Annotated in this window: 18 protein-coding genes; 7 read left to right on the top strand and 11 right to left on the bottom strand. The window is 62.3% G+C overall.

Features of this window, described 5'->3' with window-relative positions:
- The first annotated feature begins 198 nt into the window (after nucleotides 1-198).
- Nucleotides 199-1047 carry a class I SAM-dependent methyltransferase gene (locus AC1XDK_RS09295; protein WP_483349567.1) on the top strand — a complete coding sequence of 283 codons (849 nt, stop codon included), beginning with the start codon at nucleotides 199-201 and terminating at the stop codon, nucleotides 1045-1047.
- A gap of 9 nt (nucleotides 1048-1056) precedes the next feature.
- On the opposite strand, the gene AC1XDK_RS09290 is transcribed toward AC1XDK_RS09295, so the two are convergent.
- From AC1XDK_RS09290 to mutL, 3 genes are all read right to left on the bottom strand, one after another.
- The gene (locus tag AC1XDK_RS09290) at nucleotides 1057-1248 is read right to left on the bottom strand and encodes a DUF7333 family protein (protein WP_483349566.1); all 192 of its coding nucleotides are present in this window, start codon (nucleotides 1246-1248) and stop codon (nucleotides 1057-1059) included.
- Nucleotides 1249-1279: 31 nt separating this feature from the next.
- Nucleotides 1280-2023 (bottom strand): hypothetical protein, encoded by a 744-nt coding sequence (locus AC1XDK_RS09285; protein ID WP_483349565.1) that lies wholly within the window; start codon nucleotides 2021-2023, stop codon nucleotides 1280-1282.
- Nucleotides 2024-2108: 85 nt separating this feature from the next.
- Nucleotides 2109-4229, bottom strand: a complete 2121-nt coding sequence (gene mutL, locus AC1XDK_RS09280) for a DNA mismatch repair endonuclease MutL (RefSeq protein WP_483349564.1) — start codon at nucleotides 4227-4229, stop codon at nucleotides 2109-2111.
- A 123-nt stretch (nucleotides 4230-4352) separates the two neighbouring features.
- On the opposite strand from mutL, the gene AC1XDK_RS09275 reads away from it, so the two are divergent.
- Nucleotides 4353-4640, top strand: coding sequence for a hypothetical protein (locus AC1XDK_RS09275; RefSeq protein ID WP_483349563.1), 288 nt, complete (start codon nucleotides 4353-4355; stop codon nucleotides 4638-4640).
- A 54-nt stretch (nucleotides 4641-4694) separates the two neighbouring features.
- Here AC1XDK_RS09275 and AC1XDK_RS09270 read toward each other — a convergent pair whose 3' ends face one another.
- The 5 genes from AC1XDK_RS09270 to AC1XDK_RS09250 all read right to left on the bottom strand — a co-directional run bounded on the left by AC1XDK_RS09270 (nucleotide 4695) and on the right by AC1XDK_RS09250 (nucleotide 9757).
- Nucleotides 4695-4838 (bottom strand): hypothetical protein, encoded by a 144-nt coding sequence (locus tag AC1XDK_RS09270; RefSeq protein WP_483349562.1) that lies wholly within the window; start codon nucleotides 4836-4838, stop codon nucleotides 4695-4697.
- Nucleotides 4839-4899: 61 nt separating this feature from the next.
- Nucleotides 4900-5106, bottom strand: a complete 207-nt coding sequence (locus AC1XDK_RS09265; RefSeq protein WP_483349561.1) for a DUF7576 family protein — start codon at nucleotides 5104-5106, stop codon at nucleotides 4900-4902.
- Nucleotides 5103-5384, bottom strand: coding sequence for a HalOD1 output domain-containing protein (locus tag AC1XDK_RS09260; RefSeq protein WP_483349560.1), 282 nt, complete (start codon nucleotides 5382-5384; stop codon nucleotides 5103-5105). Before AC1XDK_RS09260 ends, AC1XDK_RS09265 begins: the two co-directional genes overlap by 4 nt.
- A 90-nt stretch (nucleotides 5385-5474) precedes the next feature.
- The gene (locus tag AC1XDK_RS09255) at nucleotides 5475-8717 is read right to left on the bottom strand and encodes a PAS domain S-box protein (protein WP_483349558.1); all 3243 of its coding nucleotides are present in this window, start codon (nucleotides 8715-8717) and stop codon (nucleotides 5475-5477) included.
- 200 nt (nucleotides 8718-8917) lie between these two features.
- A complete protein-coding gene (locus AC1XDK_RS09250) occupies nucleotides 8918-9757 on the bottom strand; it encodes an RNA ligase family protein (RefSeq protein ID WP_483349557.1) in 840 nt (279 codons plus the stop codon).
- A 357-nt stretch (nucleotides 9758-10114) separates the two neighbouring features.
- Here AC1XDK_RS09250 and AC1XDK_RS09245 point away from each other — a divergent pair, with 357 nt between their 5' ends.
- On the top strand, nucleotides 10115-10249 hold the full coding sequence (locus AC1XDK_RS09245; protein ID WP_483349555.1) for a DUF7503 family protein: 135 nt from the start codon (nucleotides 10115-10117) through the stop codon (nucleotides 10247-10249).
- 1 nt (nucleotide 10250) lies between these two features.
- Here AC1XDK_RS09245 and AC1XDK_RS09240 read toward each other — a convergent pair whose 3' ends face one another.
- Nucleotides 10251-12332, bottom strand: a complete 2082-nt coding sequence (locus AC1XDK_RS09240; protein ID WP_483349554.1) for a hypothetical protein — start codon at nucleotides 12330-12332, stop codon at nucleotides 10251-10253.
- A gap of 27 nt (nucleotides 12333-12359) precedes the next feature.
- The gene (locus AC1XDK_RS09235; protein WP_483349553.1) at nucleotides 12360-13049 is read right to left on the bottom strand and encodes a DUF7504 family protein; all 690 of its coding nucleotides are present in this window, start codon (nucleotides 13047-13049) and stop codon (nucleotides 12360-12362) included.
- Between the two features lie 533 nt (nucleotides 13050-13582).
- On the opposite strand from AC1XDK_RS09235, the gene AC1XDK_RS09230 reads away from it, so the two are divergent.
- On the top strand, nucleotides 13583-14326 hold the full coding sequence (locus tag AC1XDK_RS09230; protein WP_483349552.1) for a hypothetical protein: 744 nt from the start codon (nucleotides 13583-13585) through the stop codon (nucleotides 14324-14326).
- 111 nt (nucleotides 14327-14437) lie between these two features.
- On the top strand, nucleotides 14438-15808 hold the full coding sequence (locus AC1XDK_RS09225; protein WP_483349551.1) for a C39 family peptidase: 1371 nt from the start codon (nucleotides 14438-14440) through the stop codon (nucleotides 15806-15808).
- An 18-nt stretch (nucleotides 15809-15826) separates the two neighbouring features.
- Here AC1XDK_RS09225 and mutS read toward each other — a convergent pair whose 3' ends face one another.
- Nucleotides 15827-18502 (bottom strand): DNA mismatch repair protein MutS, encoded by a 2676-nt coding sequence (gene mutS, locus AC1XDK_RS09220; RefSeq protein WP_483349550.1) that lies wholly within the window; start codon nucleotides 18500-18502, stop codon nucleotides 15827-15829.
- Here mutS and AC1XDK_RS09215 point away from each other — a divergent pair.
- Nucleotides 18486-19904: an aryl-sulfate sulfotransferase gene (locus AC1XDK_RS09215; RefSeq protein ID WP_483349549.1), complete on the top strand. Its 1419-nt coding sequence runs from the start codon at nucleotides 18486-18488 to the stop codon at nucleotides 19902-19904. The two genes, mutS and AC1XDK_RS09215, sit on opposite strands and share 17 nt — an antisense overlap.
- A 29-nt stretch (nucleotides 19905-19933) precedes the next feature.
- Nucleotides 19934-20278: a four-helix bundle copper-binding protein gene (locus AC1XDK_RS09210; protein ID WP_483349548.1), complete on the top strand. Its 345-nt coding sequence runs from the start codon at nucleotides 19934-19936 to the stop codon at nucleotides 20276-20278.
- The last annotated feature ends 7 nt before the right edge of the window (nucleotides 20279-20285 follow it).

The following is a 20285-nucleotide window of genomic DNA, read 5'->3' as shown; positions in this document are numbered from 1 at the left end:
ATTTGTGGATTCAGTCGTCGTACCGATCGTTCGTTTCTGGCGGTCGTGTCGCTGATTTCGGTGGTTTCGCCACCGGTCTATCTCTCGGCTCACGTCCGTTCGCCGTCGCTGGCCGGGATTCGTTTCGACGCCGAGTGCGTCAAACGATACCACTACACAAAAATCGCTTTTGTTTCTCCATTCCCATCGACATATCGAATGACGAACGACCCGCGGAACCGTATCGACCCCGCGAACTACTACGACCGACTCGGTGAAGGGGAGTGGGAGCGCCTCGAAGAGTCGTTCAAGAACGCCCTCGAATTCGAGAACACGACCGACTACCTCGGCCAGTACCTGCCCGAATCGGGGCGCGTCCTCGACGCTGGCGGGGCCGCGGGACGGTACTCGATTTGGTTGGCGGAGAGAGGATACGACGTGACCTTGCTCGACCTTTCGGCGGAACAAGTCGCAATCGCGGAGCGGCGCGTCGCGGAACGCGGCCTCGAATCCCGCGTCACCGTCCAGCGGGGCGACATCCGGGAGTTGCCGCTCTCGGAGAATCGGTTCGACGCCGCGCTCTGTCTCGGCGGCCCGCTCTCGCACGTCATCGACGCCGAGGAGCGGGACGCGGCGGTTCGGGACCTCCGTCGAGTCACCGAACAGGGGTCCCCCGTCTTCGTCTCCGTAATGGGGTTCGTCGCCGTCGTTCAGAACCTCATCAAGAGCGCGCCGGGCTTCGAGGCGGGAGTTCGACAACTGCCCGACGTGGTCGAATCGCGGGACTACTCGCCGGAACTGCTCGAAAAACACGGTATCGACGACCCGTCGTTCGTCGAGTGTCACTTCTTCCGCGCGGACGAACTTCGCCGTCTCCTCGAAAACCACGGAATCGCCGTCGACGTCGTCGCCGGACTCGAAGGCCCGGCCTCGAACTTCGGGGCGAATATCGAGAAAATCGACGGGGAAGCGCAGGGAACCGTCGCCGATATCGTTCGGACGCTTCGGGAGGACCCAACGATTGCCGACCTGTCGAATCACATCCTCGCGGTCGGACGGGTCGAGTGAGTCGGTTCGTTATCGCGTCGCCCGATATTCTCCGTGTTTCACGCCGATAAAGAGCGCTATCAGGCCGAACACCAGCATCGAGGGTGCCACCATCATCAGTACCGTACTCGTCGCCATGGCTCCCATCCCGATGAGGCCCGCGGTACCGATAGCGACGATGACCACCAGTGCTCCGACGGTCGCAGGTAAGTTGAACTCCATGTCGCACAGTTCGCCGACCGGACGAAAAGCCTTACTCCGATTTCGGGCGCATGAGATTCGCCAGCGTAACTAAGAATCCGAGGACCCAACCGACCGGCACGGCGATACCGAACCACATGCCGACGTAGGCGAGTCCTTCGAGTTCGAAGCGCGCCCGCAGTATCTCGTCGATACCCCGGTAGGTGAGGACGTTGTTCAGCAACCACACCGCGAGGTTCGTGCTGTTGGGGAAGATCACGTTCGAGAGCGTCGGCGAGTACAGCGCCGCGACGACCGGCGGCAGGAAGATGGCCGTCATGCCGGACGGGTAGGCGAACAGCACCGTCGTTATTCGGCCGCCGTATCGACTGGTGAGGTACGAGAACACCGCCGCGGCCGTCGCCACACCACCGGCGGCGGCGACGGCGTAGAACCCTTCCGTCGAGAAACGATACCGCGCCAGTGCGGCCAATCCGCCCCAGACGACGGCCGAGAGCAAGACGACGCCGAGGACGCCGAGACTCGCCGCCGTCCGGTCGATTTTGCTCGTGTAGTAGCGCACCGCGAAGCCGAACAGGACGAACGGATAGAGCAGGGCGACGACGAGCGTTCCGACCACGCTCCAGACGCTGTAGGCGACTTTCCCCGTCGTACTCTGTGGTTTCCACTTTCCGAGGACCGAGTGGGCCTGCTGTCTCTGTCGCGGGAAGAACAGTGCCATCCATCCGGTGTGTAACTGTGCGATGTCGTATCGTATTGCGTCGGTGAGTCCTCCCTGACTCGTCCCGCGTGCCATACTGTGGCTCCATTCGGCCAGCCGATATGAAAGTTATCCTTACGGGTCCGAAAACGGATAGTCTCGGGTTGTAAACATGTGGGGTTCACTCGGCACGTCGTCCGGCGTGGCCGGGATAATCACGTTCGAATCGGTCCTCTATCTCTCCGCGATTGAACTCGATGACTACCGGTCGGCCGTGCGGACAGGCGTAGGGGTTTTCACACTCGTCGAGCGCCGCGAGGAGGCTCACCACGTCCCCCTCCCGGAGCGACGTGTTGCCGGTTATCGACGGATAACACGCCAAATCGGAGATGAGTTCGTCCGCGACCGCCTCCGCGGACGTGGTCTCGGTTTCCGAATCGGCCGAGATGAACTCGGAGAGGACGTCTCGCAGGAGGTCCGGCGAAAGCGTCTCCTCGAAGACGGCGGGAACGGTCGTCACCTCGACGCTCCTGTCTCCGACGAGCGCGGCGTGAAAACCCAGGCGCGCCAGCGCCTCTCGATACTCCTCGAACAGCGCCGCTTCGGCTGCCGTCAGTTCGAGTTCGACTGACGACGCGAGGACTTGCGTGGTCGTCTCGCCCGCGAACTGTCGACAGAGCCGTTCGTAGTTCACCCGCTCGTCGGCGGCGTGCTGGTCGATGAGCACCAACCCGTCGTCGGTTTCGGCGACGACGTATGTGTCGTGGAGTTGGCCGAGTATCCGCATGCTCGGCAGTCGCTCGTACGAACGTTCGTCCGACCCTTCCACTCCTCCCTCGTCCGTTTCGGAGAGCGTCGTCGCCGCCGTCGGTGCGCTGAACTTCCGTTCCGGATTGCGGGATGGAGGGTTGTCCGTCGAACGCTCGCCCGTCGAAGATTCCGCCGCGAAGCTCCGCTCGCTCGCTGAGTCACCCGGCGTCGTCTCATTCGCTGCCGAATCGTCGTCGGACACCGACTCCGTCCGGGATTCCGTCGCGGTCCGCTCGGTGGCCGAATCGCTGCCCCCTAACGACGTCCGGCCCGATTGCGTCGCATTCGCGTCCGTGGGGTCAGTACCTTGGGAACCGGACGAGACGTTCCGTGACCCCGGTTGTGGGGTCGTCTCCGAATCGGCCGCCCTCGCGTCCATCGTCTCCTCGTCCGCTCCTTCGTCCTCCCCGAGTTCCGACTGTACGGGTTCAGGGGTCACGTTCGTTTCGTCGGGTGCCGAACGACCGCGCGGAGCGGACGCCCGGACCAAACCGTCGTCGAGGAGTGCGTCGGTAACGGCGTCACGGACCGCCGTCTTCACCCGCGCTTCGTCGCCGAACCTGACTTCCATCTTTCGCGGGTGGACGTTCACGTCCACGGAGTCGCCGGGCACGTCGAGGAAGAGGACCGCGAACGGGTAGCGGTCCGGCGCGAGTTGGTTGCCGTAGGCGTCGAGGATGGCTTCCCGAACCACCGAGGAGCGGACGTACCGTCCGTTGACGTAGGTCGCGACGTACTCGCGGGTGCTTCTGGTCGTCTCGGGGTGACTGACGTAGCCCGAAACGTCCACGGCGTCCCCGCCGTCCAGCGAAATCATCGACGTGGCGACGTCCCGGCCGTACACCGACAGAATCGTGGACTGGAGGTTCCCCTGCCCCGTGGTCGAGAACACTTCGCGCCCGTCGTGTTCCAGCGAGAACGCCACGTCCGCGTTCGCCAGCGCGTACTGCGTGACGACGCGGTTGACGTGGGCAAACTCCGTGGAATCGGTTTTCAGGTACTTTCGACGGGCGGGGGTGTTGAAAAAGAGGTCTTTCACTTCCACCGTCGTTCCCTCAGGACACCCTGCCGGTCCCAGTCCCTCGACGTCGCCGCCGACGAGACGGAGTTCGGTCCCCGTGTCGCCGTCTCTCGGTTTCGTTCGGATTTTGGTCCGCGACACCCCGCCGATGGTGTACAGCGCCTCGCCGCGAAAGCCGAGAGTCGTGACTCCCGATTCGAGGTCGTCGATGTCCCGAATCTTGCTCGTCGTGTGTTCCTCTACGGCGGTTTGGACGTCCTCCCTGCTCATCCCGATGCCGTCGTCCGTGACCGCGATTCGCTCCGTTCCGCCGCCGTCGACCCGCACCGAAACCCGTGAGGCGTCGGCGTCGAGGCTGTTTTCGACCAGTTCCTTAACCACCGAGGACGGCCGTTCGACCACCTCCCCCGCCGCGATTCGCTGAATCGTCGTCTCGGAAAGCGCCCGGATGTTCGTCTCCCCGTCGCTCATTTCTCGAACCGTTTCGTCCCGGCGTAATCAAGGTTCGTGTGTTCGTTCGCCGCGACATTTATCACGAATAATAATAATGGAATCGCAACGTTTACTCGCGTCCGTCGCGTGTACGCTCTTGCTATGGAGTCGTTTACCGAAACGCTGGAACTCGTGACGTTGGGGAATCACGTCCGAATCGAACTCAAGAACGGGCAGGCGTTCGAAGGTCCGGCCAGCCCCATCGACTACATGCCCGACGACCGCTTCCGCCTCGAAATCGAGCCACGACACGAGGGGATACGACGCTGTGAGATCAGTGCCGTCTGCGTCGATGGGTCGTGGACGACGCCGGAGGTTCGCCACTACAGCCTCGGCGACGCGGACTGGACCGTCGCCGGAGAAGCGCTCGGGATGGAAATCACGCGGTGACTGCCGACTTGCTGTCGCCGATAGCCGACCCGTCTGGGCACTATCGGTCGGTGGTCAGCGTTCGACGGGTGCGGTCACGCAGGAGCGAATCCACGCGTTCGAGTTCTTCGGGTCGTACATCATTACGACCCGACCCGCCCCGTCGGAGTATTCGGTACACTGGAGTTCTTCGGTTCGTTCGTCGCTGGTAATCGTCATGGTTGGGTAGGGGGTGAGTGAGTCGCTGCCGAGCGAATCGCTGGGGACGCCGAGCGGAGGTTCATCGGTGGCTCCACGCCGCTTGACACGTCTCGTCGCAGAACGAGTGGAGGACGACCGCTCCGTCCTCTTTCGTTTCCGTAACGATGGGGTACCAAGTGGTGGTGTCGATGGGCGTATCGCAGTGGGAACAGACGGGCGTCACGGACCGAGTGATGGTGTCATCGCAACGACCATCCCGCTCCTCTATGCCGGGGGTATCGTTCATGCCTCTACTTGCGAGAGGAGTGTGGCAGTTACCGTTCGGTTGTCGGAAACCACCACTTCGCAACCGGCCATGGTAAAGCAAACGCTGGATTCGACGTTCCGCGTTACAGATGGGGTCGGTCGGAATAGCCTGTCGAGCGCGTCCGGGTCGATGATGTCGTATAGCGGTGTGATACGGGCGGGATCGGCTTCGGCGACGTCGGCGACGGCACGTATCACGGCCTCGCTGACGCGTCCGTCTTCGACAGCTATAGTGGCAGTAGTTCCTCGTTCACTCATGCGTTCCACGACCGGAAGCAGAACAAGTATCGGTAAAGCGATTCCAGCTAGCTATGCAGTACCATGGCGAGGTCGACACTAGATATCTAGCTACTCGGTCTCGTAGAGCCGGTCGAACAACTTCCGCTGTGCGATTCGGAGATGGTTGATGAACGTCGGTTGAGTGATATCGAGCGACTTCGCGACTTCTCGCCCGGTGGTGCCGCGAGGCGAGTCGAAAAAGCCGCTCAAGTAGGCCGTCTTCAGCACCTGTTGCTGCCGGTCGGTGAGCCCCTCTTCGAAGGCCGCACGGCACGTCTGAACCGTCTGTACCGGCCGTTCGCGGTCGCGCCGTGCGGCGAGTTCGAGCCCCGGATAACGCGTTCGGAGCGTCTCGACGAGTTCCCGGACCTCCGTCGTGGGCGGGACGGTAACGACCGCCCGGATTCGCTCCTCGGTGGCGGTTATCGACTCGGGAACCGCACCCCGTTCTCCGAACACCGACGGAATGAGCGACTCCGTCACCGTGAGTTCGAACAACGCCTCGTCGTCGCGTTCGGTGACGGGGCGACTGCGTTCCACCGTGATGACTTCACTCAGATACGCCTCGACTGCATCGACATCCGCCTCGTGAACGGTGATGAAGAGGTGGTCCCTCTCCTCGTCGGTGACGATGCCTTCGTACGTGACTCGGCAGTCGAGACTCGTGGCGAGTCGTTGGAGCAAGTCGTCGGAACCGGTGACCCGGAAGTCGAGTTCGATACTCCGGTCGGTCAACAGGCCACGCTTCGTTTCGAGGGCGTCGATGGCGTACGCGATGGTCTCCCCGAGTTCGGCGAACACCGCCTGTGAGAGCGCGTCGAACGCGTTCGAGCGCGTCGCATACACCATCAGAACGCCGTAGGAGTAATCCCGGTAGACGAGCGGGATTCCGATAACCGACTGATACCCTCGCGTGAGCGCTTCGAACCGCCACGCCTCGCGTTGGACGCCTCCGGCGACGTTCGTCACGCTCGTGAGGGAGCCGTTTTTCACCGTACGCACCGCCGGTTCCACCGCCGTCGAGTCCGTCTCCAACTCCAAGGAAACGCTGTCCAAATACCCACGTTCCATCCCGGACCACGCTTCCGGGACGACCTTCGATGCCGCCTCGTCGAAGGTGCCGACCCACGCCATGGAGAATCGGTCGGTCGCGGCGAGACGCTCACACACCTCGTCCACGACGTCCGAGCGCGAGTCCGCGAGGACGAGCAGGTGTTCGATGTCGCGGAGCAGTTCCGTCGTCTCGTGGAGGCGTTCGAGGCGTGCAGCCTGTTCTTCGAGTTCGCGCTCCCGTTTGCGGAGCGCGGTCTCTCGGCTCACCCGGTCGAGCGCGGCCTGCGTCGTGGCGGCGAAGAGAGTTGCCAGTTCGATGGCGTCCGCTTCGAACGTCCCCGTTTCGTCGTCGACGGACATGAACACCCCGTGGTTCCCGAGCGGGACGTACAGCCCGCTCCGGAGACGCGTCTCCGGGTTGTACACGTGTTCGGACTCGCGAACGTCGTCGAACACCTGCGTCTCACCCGTGGCGAACACCTGCCACGTGATGCTCTCGCCCGCCTCGAAGGGAACTGGTGGGCCGACGAGCGGTGGGACGTCGTCCGAATGGGCCGTCGGGACCAACGTGTTCGTCTCCTCGTCGAAGAGGAAGACGACGACGCCGGGGAGGTCGAGCACCGACGCACCCGCGTCGGCGGCGATTCGTGCCACTTCTTCGGTCGATGACGCTTCGAGCATCTCCTGTGTCGCGCTGTGTAACGCCGTGAGAGCCTGCTCGTGGCGCATCCGGGCCGTGACGTCCATCGAGACGCCGATGACATCCGTCACTTCGTCATCTTCGTCGCGCATCGGTTGGTACCACGTCTCGAAGTACTGGTCATCCAGTTCGTAGACGGCGTTGACTCGTTGACCCCCGAGTGCCCGCCGTACGTCGCCGATAATATCGGGATACTCCGATAGCATGTCGAATATCGACTCACCGACAGCCACACCCGGGGATGCGTCGAACGCCGACAACCCACGACCCTCGGTAAGCGTGTACCGTCCATCGGAATCGAGTGCGAACAGGATGACCGGAACGTTCTCGACGAGCGATTCGAGGCGCGTCTTGGTTTCTTCGAGTTCGCGCTTGCGCTCCTTCCGTTCGGTGATGTCGGTGTACACGGCGTATGACCGCTCACCGGACTCGCCGGGGTGAACCGGAATCGACCGCAGGAAGAAGTCCCGGACGCCGTCGGCCGTTTCGCGCCTGACTTCGTCCTCGATGTACTCTCCCTTCTTCACCCGGCGATTGATGACTTCCCCTTCCGCGGCGAGTTCCGACGGCAGAACGACGTCGTCTATCGGGCGGCCGACCATCTCGTCTTCGGGGTAGCCGAACGTCCGCTCGAACGCGGCGTTCACCGCTCTGATGGTCGGAACGTCGCCTTCGTACTCGCAGTAGGCCGTCGCGTCACCCGAATCATCGAACAACGCCGCGACCCGGTCGCGTTCGAGTTGGAGACGCCGTTCGCGCTCGGTCCGTTCCGATATGTCGCGCATGACTCCGACCGTTCCCTCGAACGTGCCGTCCTCGGATGGAAGCGACGTGAATCGCACTTCGACGGGAACCGTCTCGCCGTCGGCCCTCCGAATTTCGATTTCGTACGTGCCGACGTCCTTCTCACCGTCGAGAAGGAGCTCACGCTGTCGAAACGCTTCCGAGACGTGTTTCTCGTCAGATATGAGCGACCCGTGTGCGCCGACGAGTTCGTCCCGATCGTACCCCGTCAACTCCTCCATCGCCCCGTTGACGGCGAGGAGATAGAAATCGTCGTCCAGCGCGTAAATACCGTCGTCGACGGTTTCGAATATCGTTTCGTACCGTTCGAGGTCGCGCTCGTGCGCCGTCCGTTCGGTTGGTTCCTCGTCCATCTCGACGGCGACGAAGAGGCGGTCACTTTCGGAAAGTCGAACAAAGTGGCAGTCCCCGGAACGTTCCCGTTCGCCTGCCGTGGCAAAGCCGACGGAGACGGTGGCTTCGCCCTCGTCGAGCGCCGAGGTACACGCGGCGTCGAAGCGTTCGCGGTCGGACTCGGTCACGAGGGCACCGGCCCGCTGTGCGGCGAGGTCGGTATCGGAACGATCGGTCAGGTCGGTCACTCGGTCGGACCACCACGACAGGGGTTCCTCGTGCCGGAACGCGAACGCGAATACCGTGTCGTCCAACGCCGAGAACAGTTTCGCGAGCGACTGAGGATCATCACCTACACTCGATACGAGGGCGTCGAACCCGCCGACGTTCTGCGACGTCCGTTTGTCGGGAAATGACGTCATTGTACCATCCCCCTCGGTAACGAGGGTCCTTGAGGGATAGAATGGGCGGCACGGTCATGAATCCACTGCTCGTCGTGTCGCCCGATTACGACTTCTAACCGAGAATTCTCCATAAAATCCAAATTAGTACCCAAATTCAACGACACATCCTATTCCATCTGCGAACTGGTTCACAACCGAACCGCTATCGAATGGGACGACTATGCCGACCGCTTCGCCACGAACTCTCCCGTGAGCGCTGCGAGTTCGGACCGAAACGCCTGCTCGTCGAACTGGGCGGCGTCGTGAAACAGTCGGTCGCGTTCCTCCCGGACGATGTCCTCGAACACGCGGTCGTACAGGGTATCGACCGTGACTCCCTGATTTCCGCCTTCGACCTCCGCGGCGACCCTCCGAAACCGTCGGTCGGTCGCGAGTTCCTTCGCCGCCTCGTCGGCGGGCGACTGCATCGGTTCCGCGCCCGCCTCAGTTCCCACGTTTTGGTCCGTGAGTTCCGCCCGACCCCCCGTCTTGTTTCGGAGGACGACGCCCGCCGCCGTCCCGTCGTACCAGTTCGAGCGCGGAATCTCGTAGCTGTCGGGGTCGAAATCGACCGCCCGGACCTCCTTCTGGAGGGCGTTCACGGCGTGGAGTCCGAGGCGTTCGTACACCTTCTCGACGGCATCCGGCGGAAGAAACCGCCCTTCGTCTCCGTCCCAGATGTCGTACCCCAAAAACGACGGGACGCGCTCCCACTCGTAATCGATGTCGCATTTGACCGTCGCTTCGCCGAAGAAGACCACAGATTCGACGTCGCCGACCGCGGCGCGCAACGCTTCGCGGTCGAGGTTCTCCCGGAGGTGCCGAATCAGGTGCTGGAGCGAAGCGGGTATCTCCTCGGGGTCGTACACGCGTTCCCGGTCGCCGACGCGAATCACGCCGGACTCCTGTAACTGGAAGCGGACGCCGACCCCGTCTATCTTCTCCTGAATCCAGAGGTGGCCTCGTTCGAACAGGGCGGGCGCGTCGTCGGCGTGCGGCGTCGTTGGATACCGTTTCATGGTTGTTGGAGAGCGGTCGGCACCACTGAGACGTGACGAGTGGTGTCACGGATAGTTGGCTGCTACGAACCGATAGCCGAGCGTGCTACTCGTAGTTTTTCATGTGTGGGTTGGCGCTCGGGTTTCGTTTCCGAGCGCGTTCTTCCTCGATAGCGACATCCGGAACATTGGTCAATTGATTGATAATATCGTCGAACTACGTCGGACGTGTCGAACAAAGCCGGTTCACTCCGTCGATTTCCCGGATATTCGAACACATTCAAACTCCTGTCGTATTCTGCCCTATTTATTTCTATATTACATAGGTATGTACCTTTAAGAAAAAGATAGGTATACACGCTGAATTCATTTAATCGCATGTCAGAGGATAACCTACAACGGTACCTAGCACAGCACCCGCGAATGATCGGCGTTCTGTTCACGATCTGTACGCTCCTCTTACAAGCGGGGAACGTTTTAGCGGCGTCAGCGGACACTACTAACGGACCTTAAGCTACAAATCAGCAGTATTAATTTCATCACTCCAATAGAGATCATTTTCAACCCTAACTGGAAGCAACTCAAGCTTCATCAGGGACATTAACTCGTCCCTTGAAACCTCAAACCGCTTCAATGGCCCAGATATGAGATATCGGATGGGGGCATCTTCGAGTTTAGACGCAGACATCGACCCTAACCCGTAGTTTGCTGTCGGGAAAAGGTAATGTTCAAGCAAGAATTCTTCACCATCACGAGAAACCCGAAACATCGCTGGAGCGCCACTCTCGCTCTGGCACAGCGTTACCCCGCCGTCCCCAACTGTAATGTACTCCACGCCGCCAGCCAACCCCTCCTTTGCGATGCTGAGCGCGCTCCGGAGCGAGAACCCGCAGTTCAGCAGTCTGGCGAGCGAGCGTCCGATTTTCGTCGCCGAGGAGTTGATGACCTCCGCGAGGGTGACGACGCCGCCCCTGCTCCCCTTCTCCACGAGGGTCGCTCCCTGCCGGTAGGAACGGCAGGCGTTCAGGAGGAAGGCATCGACGTTGACCTCGGGGAGCGTGTTCACGTCGAGCCAGCCGTCGGTGCAGTGGAACCCGTCGTCGTCCACGTGGCCGATGTAGTGGATGAAGTCGGCGTCGGACCGGAACAGGGTCGCGAGTTCGTCCGTCGTCGTCTCCTCGTGAATCGACACGTCGAAGGCGACGAAATCCCGGAGTCCGTAGAACCCCCCCACGACGTTCTCCTCGTCCATCGCGACGTCGTTGCAGACGACGTGGACCTTCAGCGCCGAATCGTCCGGCGCGGTGTAATCGACCCGCTGGCGGAGGGATTCTATCGACACCTTGTTCGCCTCGATGGGATAGCCGTTGCCGACCCACGCGTGCTCGATGGTATCCGCCGTCTCGATTTGGAACAGTTCGTCCTCCCCCCAGTCCCACGCGCTATCGGTACTTCTCGTGAAGTCGCCCGCCGCAACCGCCGCCGTTCGCGTAAATTCGTCGAACATCTTCGGCTTGGGTCGTGACGTGTACGTTGCGGGGTTCCGTGGCGTCCGCAACAGCGATAGTTCGTTCGCGAAGTACGGGAGCGCGGGAAGCGTCTCCGCCGTCGGAACCACGTCCGTCGTGAGATGCCAGTCGGGAACGTGCGGTCGGAGCGTCTCGAACGGAATCGAGAGGTAGTCGGGGAGCTGTTCTGCCAACGGTTGGTCGTACAACACGGCAAAATCGAGGTCCACTAACGGTTCGACCCGCTCGCGTTCGTGCAGTTCCACCGGATAGTATCCCTCCGTGCGCGTGAGACAGTCGAGGAAGAACACCTGTCGGAGGGTGCGATTGACCGCGGCTTCGTATCCGTCCGGTCCGGAAAGCGAGTGTTCGAACTCCCCGATTCGCAATCGTGGTGCGTCCCCCGCGACGAGTTCCGCGCCGAGGTAGTACGCCAACGACGCGGCGGGATACACGTACTGTCGCTCGGGTGGCACGACGAGTTCGACGCCCGTTTTCGGGCGCTCGATACCGCTCGGAACGTCGAAGGACTCCCCGAACTCGATGACCGGTGGATGTCCTCGAAGCGTCGGAAACGACCGCTCACAGGAAGTCGTTTTCAGCGCCGACCCGAGCAACGAGAGGGCGGACATCGCGTCCTCGACGTCGTCGGTGACGGTGATGGTCCCCGCCGGTCGGTCGTGAAACGACCGTGCGCCGATTCGGACCCGGCGACGCCCGTCGAAACGGATCATCGCGGACGTTTCGCCGTGGTCGAGTGTTAGCGAACTCTCGACCGCGATGTAGAGTTTCATCGGCGTGCTCTGCACTTCGAGGAGGTAGGCATCGAAGGGGAGGGACAACCCGTCGAACGTCGTCACGTCCGTGACTATGGACCCGTCTTGGGTGCGGACGACGACCGAGAGGTGGTTCGGAACCTCGATTGCAGCCGTTTCGAACCCGACTGCCCCGTCGATGGGGAAGTAAAAACCGGCCGTCTCGGCGGGTTCTATCGACGGGGGTTTCCCGGTGTACAGTTCGAATCGAACGTTCTCGACGGGGTCGAAGAGGGCGAGCCCGGAGCGCCGGTCGAGGGTATCGAACTCCATGTCAATCTCGTATCACGTTCGCGGTGATTACAGCTCTATCCAGGCCGTCGTCTCGTTCAGTTCGGGCACGTGCCAGCGCTGTTCGGGGTGCATCCCCGGCTTTCGGCGGAGTTCGATTCGCGCGTCGAACAGCGGCGTCAAGTCGTTCACGATGGTTTCGTCGTCCCGGACTCGAAGGTGGTAGTGTGCCATTCCGCTCACTCCACGGACCGTCGCGGTGAGGGTTCGAAGGACCCGTTTCGTTGCCCGTCTATCTCGCTGAATGAGTGGAAAGAGCGAGTCGATACCGACCCGGAGTTGAGCGGAGTCGAGTCCGTTTTCGTGTTCCTCGTAAAAGCTGATCGCCGTCTGAACTTCTTCCCCGAGTTGATGGATGTTATCCCTCTCCGGCGGGTCGAGATAGGACACAGCAGACGTCGCGGCGGCCGGAATCGACCGTTCTCCGTTTCGCTGGTCGATGACCCACGTCGTCGTATCCGCGACGGACGCGTCCTCCGGGAATCGGGATTCGGGGCTGTCGATGGTTCGGTCGATGAGCGCTAAGATTCGATACCGTTTTCGTCCGTACCCGAACAGCGCGCGCGCCGCCGCTGCGGAAACCCAGTCGGGGACGTTTCCGGTCACGAGGAGGTTGCTCCCGCGTCGTTTTAACTGCTGCAACCACGTCTGGAAGTTCGAATCCGCATCGTCCCCCCGAAACTGGTGTCCCGAAGTCATACCGTATGAATTGGAATTCTTTCAGATAAATATTCCGGGTTTTCGGACCCTGAAGAGAACCACATGTGCGTGTTCGTTTCACTTTTCCGCCGCTCGGGTGCAGTGTCGTACATACGATGTTCAAACTCGTCTATTCGAACGGTGGTACGATTAGCAACGATACGACGATTTCGGGACTATGTAGAGTTGTTGTTGTTGCGACAGAGTTTCTCTCGCTGAACTATTTCCTCGGACGCCGTTTGATGACGACCACTTCGGCACAAAAATCATATCTATTGACACAATACTTCTCGGTTCCGAATCATTAGACCGTTCATATGTCATTCATACTTTTCGATTAGTCACCTATTAGAACAAGCGAAGAGGGAGGGATACCACCGTCCGGGAATCGTTTCACCGCTTGGTACGAAATCGAACCACGCAGGTCGATTTGACGACGTGTATTTCATACTTAATTCCGTACAACTAACGAAACAATGTACCAAAGTTATGGGCTCATGCGTGAATTCCAGTCCGAGGTCATTCGCAACTACATGAAGAGAACGACCATTACACTCCTGTTGGTCCTCTGCGTGGCCGTCGCCGGTTGCTCGTCGCTCACCGGCAGCGACGACGGAACGGCCAGCACGACATCGTCCATGGAAAATCCCACGGAAACGACGACGGTCGCGACATCGACCGCGGCGACAGCGACAACCGAAGAGAACGCCGACACGACCGAGTCGGCAGAAGAAACCACGACGACGTCGCAAGCGACGACAACACAGTCGACGACAGCGACGACGACGCAAGCGTCCACGACCACGGAATCGTCGTGGTCCGAACCGCAATCCCCCAACACCCCCCTCCAAAACAAGATGGAATCAGAGGACGGGGGTAACTGGATAGAGAGCGTCTCGGTCGTGAACACGAAATCCGCGAACGGCGGATACTCCAACTTCGACCTGAAGGTCGAAGCCAACACGAACATGCACCACGTCGACCCCGCGGAACACGGGACGGTGAACGGCGAACCGTTCTTCCTCGTGTACGTCGACGGGTCGCTCGATAACGGGTCGCGCTTCGCTCGGACCGACGGCACGCTCATCGAGCGGTCCGACGTCTCCCGCGACGAGAACGGCGAGTTCACCATCGACATCCGCCCCGGCGGCCTCGAGGAGGCCGGTGCCGAGGACGGCGAGGTCAAACTGATGGTTCTGCTGATGGACAAGGACCAGGACTGGGACGACATCTACGGCGTCGCCACGGTCACCGTCAACTACTCGTCCGGCGAATAATTCTCGGCAACGGGATTCACCCGCGTTGGCCGGTGTTCGGTTTCGAACCACATAATTTTTATTTAAATAATAGATAAATAAATATAATATTTATCATCGCATGAACGAATTGTGAACAACGGTATCAACCAACATGACATCGACGGAGACGGCGGTCTTCCTCGACGGAGCGTTCTGAAAACGGTCGGAACGGTCGGTCTGTTATCCACCCTTCCGGGAATCGGTTCCGCCAGAAGTGACTCCGAGCAGCGAAACGAGCGAATCGACGTACAGCGGTGGCGGTCCCTCCGCGATTTCGCCACTGGCGAATTTCGGGGCGTTCGCCCTGCTCGCGGAGGCACGGCGCTCACCGTCGCGTACCCTATCGGCCAGTACGAGTACACCGACCCGTTCGGCAACGGCACGAAGGCGTGGGAGTACGCTCGATGGACGTCCCGGATGTCTCCTGTCGGATTCGGCGCGAAGCAACTCGTCGCATCGTGGACGGCGGACACCCCGGAGGGGACGTGGTTGCAGGTAGAGATGCGCGGTGCGACGACGGGCGGCGAGCTGACCGACTGGTACGCCATGGGTCGTTGGGCGGCGACCGACGTGGACATTCATCGGACCTCCGTCTCGTCTCAGGGCGACGACCACGGCTACATAGCCATCGACACGTTCAAAGCCGCCGACGGGGTCGCGCTCGGTGCGTATCAGCTCCGCGTGTCGTTGTATCGCTTGCCCGAGAACGACGCCTCGCCGGTACTGCGCTCGGTCAGCGCCATGGCCTCCCACCTGCCGGAACGGGAACACGTCGATGCTAGCCCGCTCGGCGGCGCGGAGGGAATCACGCTCGACGTTCCCGAGTACTCACAGTCGATTCACGACGGCGAGTACCCGCGGTGGGACGGCGGCGGCGAGGCGTGGTGTAGTCCCACTTCGACGGCGATGGTCGTTTCCTACTGGGGTCGTGGTCCCACGGAGGAACAGATGAGTTGGGTGAACCCGGAGTACGAGGACCCACAAGTGGACTTTGCGGCGCGCGGAACGTTCGATTACAGCTACGACGGTGCCGGAAACTGGCCGTTCAACGTCGCCTACGCCGGACGGTTCGGTCTCGACGGGTTCGTGACCCGACTGCGCTCGCTGAACGAGTTGGAAGGGTACATCAAAGCCGGAGTACCCGTCATCACCTCACAGTCGTTCGAGGAGGAGGAACTGCCGGGGGCCGGATACGGAACGAACGGACACCTCATGGTCGTCGTCGGGTTCACCGAGGACGGCGACGTCGTCGCCAACGACCCGGTAGCCCCGACCGACGAGGAGGTACGACTCGTCTATCCGCGTGCGAACTTCGAGAACGTCTGGCAGCGAACCACGGGAACCGGCGGCATCGCGTACATCATCCATCCGCCGGGACACGACCTCCCCGACGGAGCGCCCGGAGACGGACACGGGCACTGCGGCGAACACCGCTACGGACGCCGACAGCGCCACTCCTGAAAACGCGTCGACCGTCGGTCAGTTCTCGACTCGCTTTTGCCACTCCTGTACCTTCGACATCAACTCGATGGGCGAGATGTCGGCGACTTCGACGCCCGAGAGTTCCGAGAGCACGGCCTCCGCTTCGGGGTCGAGCGCGGAATCGCGCGCGTCGGACTCCTCGCCGTCGTTCGTCCCATCCGCGTCGCTTTCCTCCGTCCTCTCCTCTGCACCGTTCGTCTGGAACTGTCCCGACCCGAGGTCGAACACCGCCTGCACCGACTCGTTCGACCCCGACCCGCGGGCCTCGATGGCCTTCTCCTGCCTGAGTTTGTCGAGGACGTCGCGCGAACGTTCCACGACGGGCATCGGGACGCCCGCCAAGTCGGCGACGTGAATCCCGTAGGAGCGATTGGTCGGGCCGTCTCGAACGGTCCTGAGGAAGGTCACGTCGCCGTCTCGCTCGTCGGCCGCCACGTGGACGTTCTCGACGCGGTCCAAGTGGTTCGCCAGCGTCGTCAGTTCGTGGTAGTGAGTCGCAAAGAGCGTCTTCGCCCTGACCTCGTTGTGCAGATACTCCGTCGCCGCCCACGCGATGGAAATCCCGTCGTACGTCGCGGTTCCGCGACCCACCTCGTCGAGAATGACGAGCGATTCCTCGCTCGCGGAGTGGAGGATGTTGCTCAACTCCTGCATCTCGACCATGAACGTCGAACGCCCCTGTGCCAACTCGTCCAGCGCCCCGACGCGGGTGAAGATGCCGTCGACGACGCCGATGCGGGCCGACCGTGCGGGCACGAAACTGCCGACCTGCGCTAACAACGTTATGAGCGCGACCTGCCGCATGTACGTCGATTTCCCGCTCATGTTCGGCCCGGTGACGATGAGGAACTCGCGGTCGTCGTCCATCCGCACGTCGTTCGGGACGAACTCGGTCGTCCGCTCCACGACGGGATGGCGACCCTGTTCGATGTCGAGTCCCGATTCGGTCAGTTCGGGCCGTACCCAGCCGTTTTCGACGGCGTGGACGGCGAGGCTGGCCAACACGTCCAACTCAGCCAGTGTTCGTCCCACGTCCTGTAGCAGTTCCGTGTGTTCGGCAACGCGGTTTCGGAGTTCCCCGAACAGTTCGTACTCCAGTTCGCCGCGACGCTCTTCGAGTCGGAGGATTTCCCGTTCCCGCTCCCGGAGTTCGTCGGTGACGTACCGCTCGGAGTTCTTCAGCGTCTTGACGGCCTCGTACTCCGCGGGAACCTTGTCGGTGTCCGACTTCCCGACTTGCAGGTAGTAGCCGTCCGTCTTGTTGCGGTCCACCTGCAGGTGCGAGATGCCGGTTCGGGACTTCTCACGCCCCGCTAACGTGTCGAACCACTCCAGATTCTCCTCGTGCTTGTCGATGATTTCGTCCAGTTCAGCGTCGTAGCCGCGTCGCAACAGGCCGCCCTGCGTGACCGTGTTCGGCGGGTCCTCGGCCACCGCTTCGGCTAGCTCCTCGCGCAATCGCTCCGCGCCCTCGCGGTCCGGGTCGGAGACGAGTTCGGACAGCGGCGAATTCGACAACGACGGCGCGTTCGCGATGGCGTCCGCCACGGACGGGAGGACGGCGAGACTGTCCCGAACTCGTAGCAGGTCGTGGGCGTCGGCGCTCCCCGACACCGCCTTGCTCGCCAACCGTTCGAGGTCGTAGGCGTCCGCGAGCGTTTCACGAATCTCCTCGCGGGCGAGCGCCGACTCGGCGAAGGCGGCGACGCTCGACTGGCGTCCCCGGAGGACGTCGCGGGAACGACGGGGGCGCTGGAGCCACTCCTTCAGTAACCGTCGGCCCGCGCTCGCCTTCGTGTGGTCCACCGTCTCGAACAGCGACCCCTTTCGGTCGCCGTGCATCGTCTCGGTGAGTTCGAGGTTTCGCTGAGTCGTCGCGTCGAGTTCGACGTGGTCGTCGGCGTGGTAGGACTGCAGGCGCGTCATGGACCCAAGGACGCCCGCGCCGGTTTCCTCGACGTAGGACAGGACCGCGCCCGCCGCCCGTACTTCCACCCCGTCGCCCGAATCTAATCCGAGGCTGGACAGGGTCTCCTTTCCGAACTGTTCGCGAGTGAGGTGTGCGGCCTTGCCCGGCGCGAAGGCGTTCGCGTCGTGGACCGACAGGGAGGCGTCGGTCCGGTCGCGCACCCGTTCGAGGAACGAATCGTCGTTCCGAATCTCTGGCCCTGGAAGGACCTCGGCCGGGTCGAACCGATACAGTTCCGTCAGGGCCTTCGACTCCGCGTCGGGTCCCGAAACGGCGCTGACGAGGAACCTCCCCGTGGTCACGTCCGCGAACGCCAACCCGTAGCCGTCGTCGACGCGGACGATTCCCGCGAGGTACTGGGCGTCCGCCGAGGAGGTTTCGAGCAGCGTGCCGGGCGTCACGACCCGCGAAATCCGTCGGGCGTGGCCGCCGTCCGTCTCGTACTGGTCGGCCACGGCCACGCGGTAGCCACGTTCGACCAACTGTTTGACGTACGGCGTCAGTTCCGAGAGCGGAACGCCCGCCATCGGATAGCTGCTGCCGTGGCTGGACTTCTTCGAGACGTTCAGGTCGAGGACGTCGCCGACGAACTCCGCGTCGTCCGCGAAGAACTCGTAGAAGTCCCCGACCTGCATCGTCAACACGTCCGCGTCCGTCTCGGCCTTGAGCGAGAGGAACTCCCCGACGATGCCGCCCTCACTCACGACGGACACCCCCGAAGGCGAGAACCGAATTCATGTGCGACAGTGGGTCGGACGGCGACTAAAACGGTACGGATTCGGCGCGAAATCCGTCGGACGCTCGGACGTGTTCCCGCCGGTACGGTTTTGCCGTCCGCCGCCGTTACCTTCTCCTCGCGTGGTTTCCGCTCCGTCCGGTTCGCGTCGACTCGGCGCGACGTTGATGGGTGTCGCCGTCCTCGGCTTCGTCCTCACGCTCGTCGTTAGCGCCGCCGTCACGCCGCCGATTTCGAACGTCTCGTCCCCGACCGTTTCCAACCCGACCGTCGTCGGCGTCCAGTCCACGACGACCGACGGACGGGTCGTCGCCCTCGACGCCGACGGGCACACGCTCTGGCAGTACGGTCACGCCAACGGCTATCACGACGTGTCGTGGCTCCCGAACGGCACGGTCCTCGCGTCGTTCATCGATAACGGCTACCGGAACTGCGGCCCCTACGAGTTCCCGTGTGCCCGAACTGGCGTACGAGTCATCGACCCGAAGCCCTCGCCGCACGTCGTCTACGAGTGGACGTTTCCCGTCCGAACCGGACGGGACAGCGAGATGCACGACGCCGAGTTGCTTCCCTCGGGGGAACTCCTCGTGGCGGACATGGACGAGGAACGGGTGTTCACGCTCGCACCCAACGGGACGGTAACGTGGCAGTGGAACGCGAGCGAACGGTACGACCCGCCGTCGGACCCGACGCGAACGGACTGGTTGCACATCAACGACGTGGACCGAATCGGGCCGGGACGCTACCTCGTCAGCGTCCGGAACGCGAACCAACTCGTCGTCCTCCAGCGCGGGGAGGGCGTCGTCGACGTCGTGAACGATGACGGGAACTGGCGACGGTTGAACAAACAGCACAATCCCCAGTACCTCTCGACGGACGCCATCCTCGTCGCCGACAGCGAGAACGACCGTGTGGTCGAACTCCACCGCGTCGACGGGACGTGGAAAATCGCGTGGCAGGCCCACGGTGCGGGAGGCATCGGCTTCGACTGGCCGCGGGACGCGGACCGTTTACCGAACGGCCACACGCTCGTCACCGACAGCAGGAACAACCGCGTCGTGGAACTGAACGAGTCGGGGGCGATGGTCTGGAGCGCCCGCGTTCCCACCCTTCCCTACGAGGCGGACCGCTACCCCGGCGAATACCCCGCCGGACCGCCCACGGGGGAGACGGGGACCGTCGGGGTCGGAACGACGAAACTGCCCGTCTTCGGCTACCTCCTCGACAGCGCCCGGCACGTGGTCGCGCTCCCGTACTGGGTTGCCGGGTGGCACCTCGCGTTGGGATGTGTGGCCCTCCTCGTCTTTCTTGCAGGCCTCTGGCTGTTCGTCCGAAGTCCCAAAAGCCGGTTGCGTGAGCAACCAGAATAAACACTCGTCGTTCCGCCGTCAATCGTCCCATGGCATTGACCCAAATCGACCACATCGACGCCGAGATGGACAACTGCATCAACGACTGCTTCGAGGCGACCCAAGCCTGCGAATGGTGCGCGGACCAGTGTGCGGAAAAAGGTGAGGGAATGGCACGGTGCATCCGCCTCTGTCGGGACGTGGCCGACCTCGCGTCGATGCACGCGCGGTTCATGTCGCGAAACTCGAACTACGACGCCGAACTCGCCGAAGCCTGTGCCGGTGCCTGCGAGGAGTGTGCCGAGGAGTGTTCCCAGCACGACCACGACCACTGCCAGGTCTGTGCCGACGTGCTGGAGGACTGTGCGAAAAGCTGTCGCCAGATGATGGCGTAGAGGACGC

It is taken from the genome of Haladaptatus sp. HS23 (genome assembly GCF_056892285.1).
This window is presented reverse-complemented; position numbering and strand designations above follow the sequence as displayed.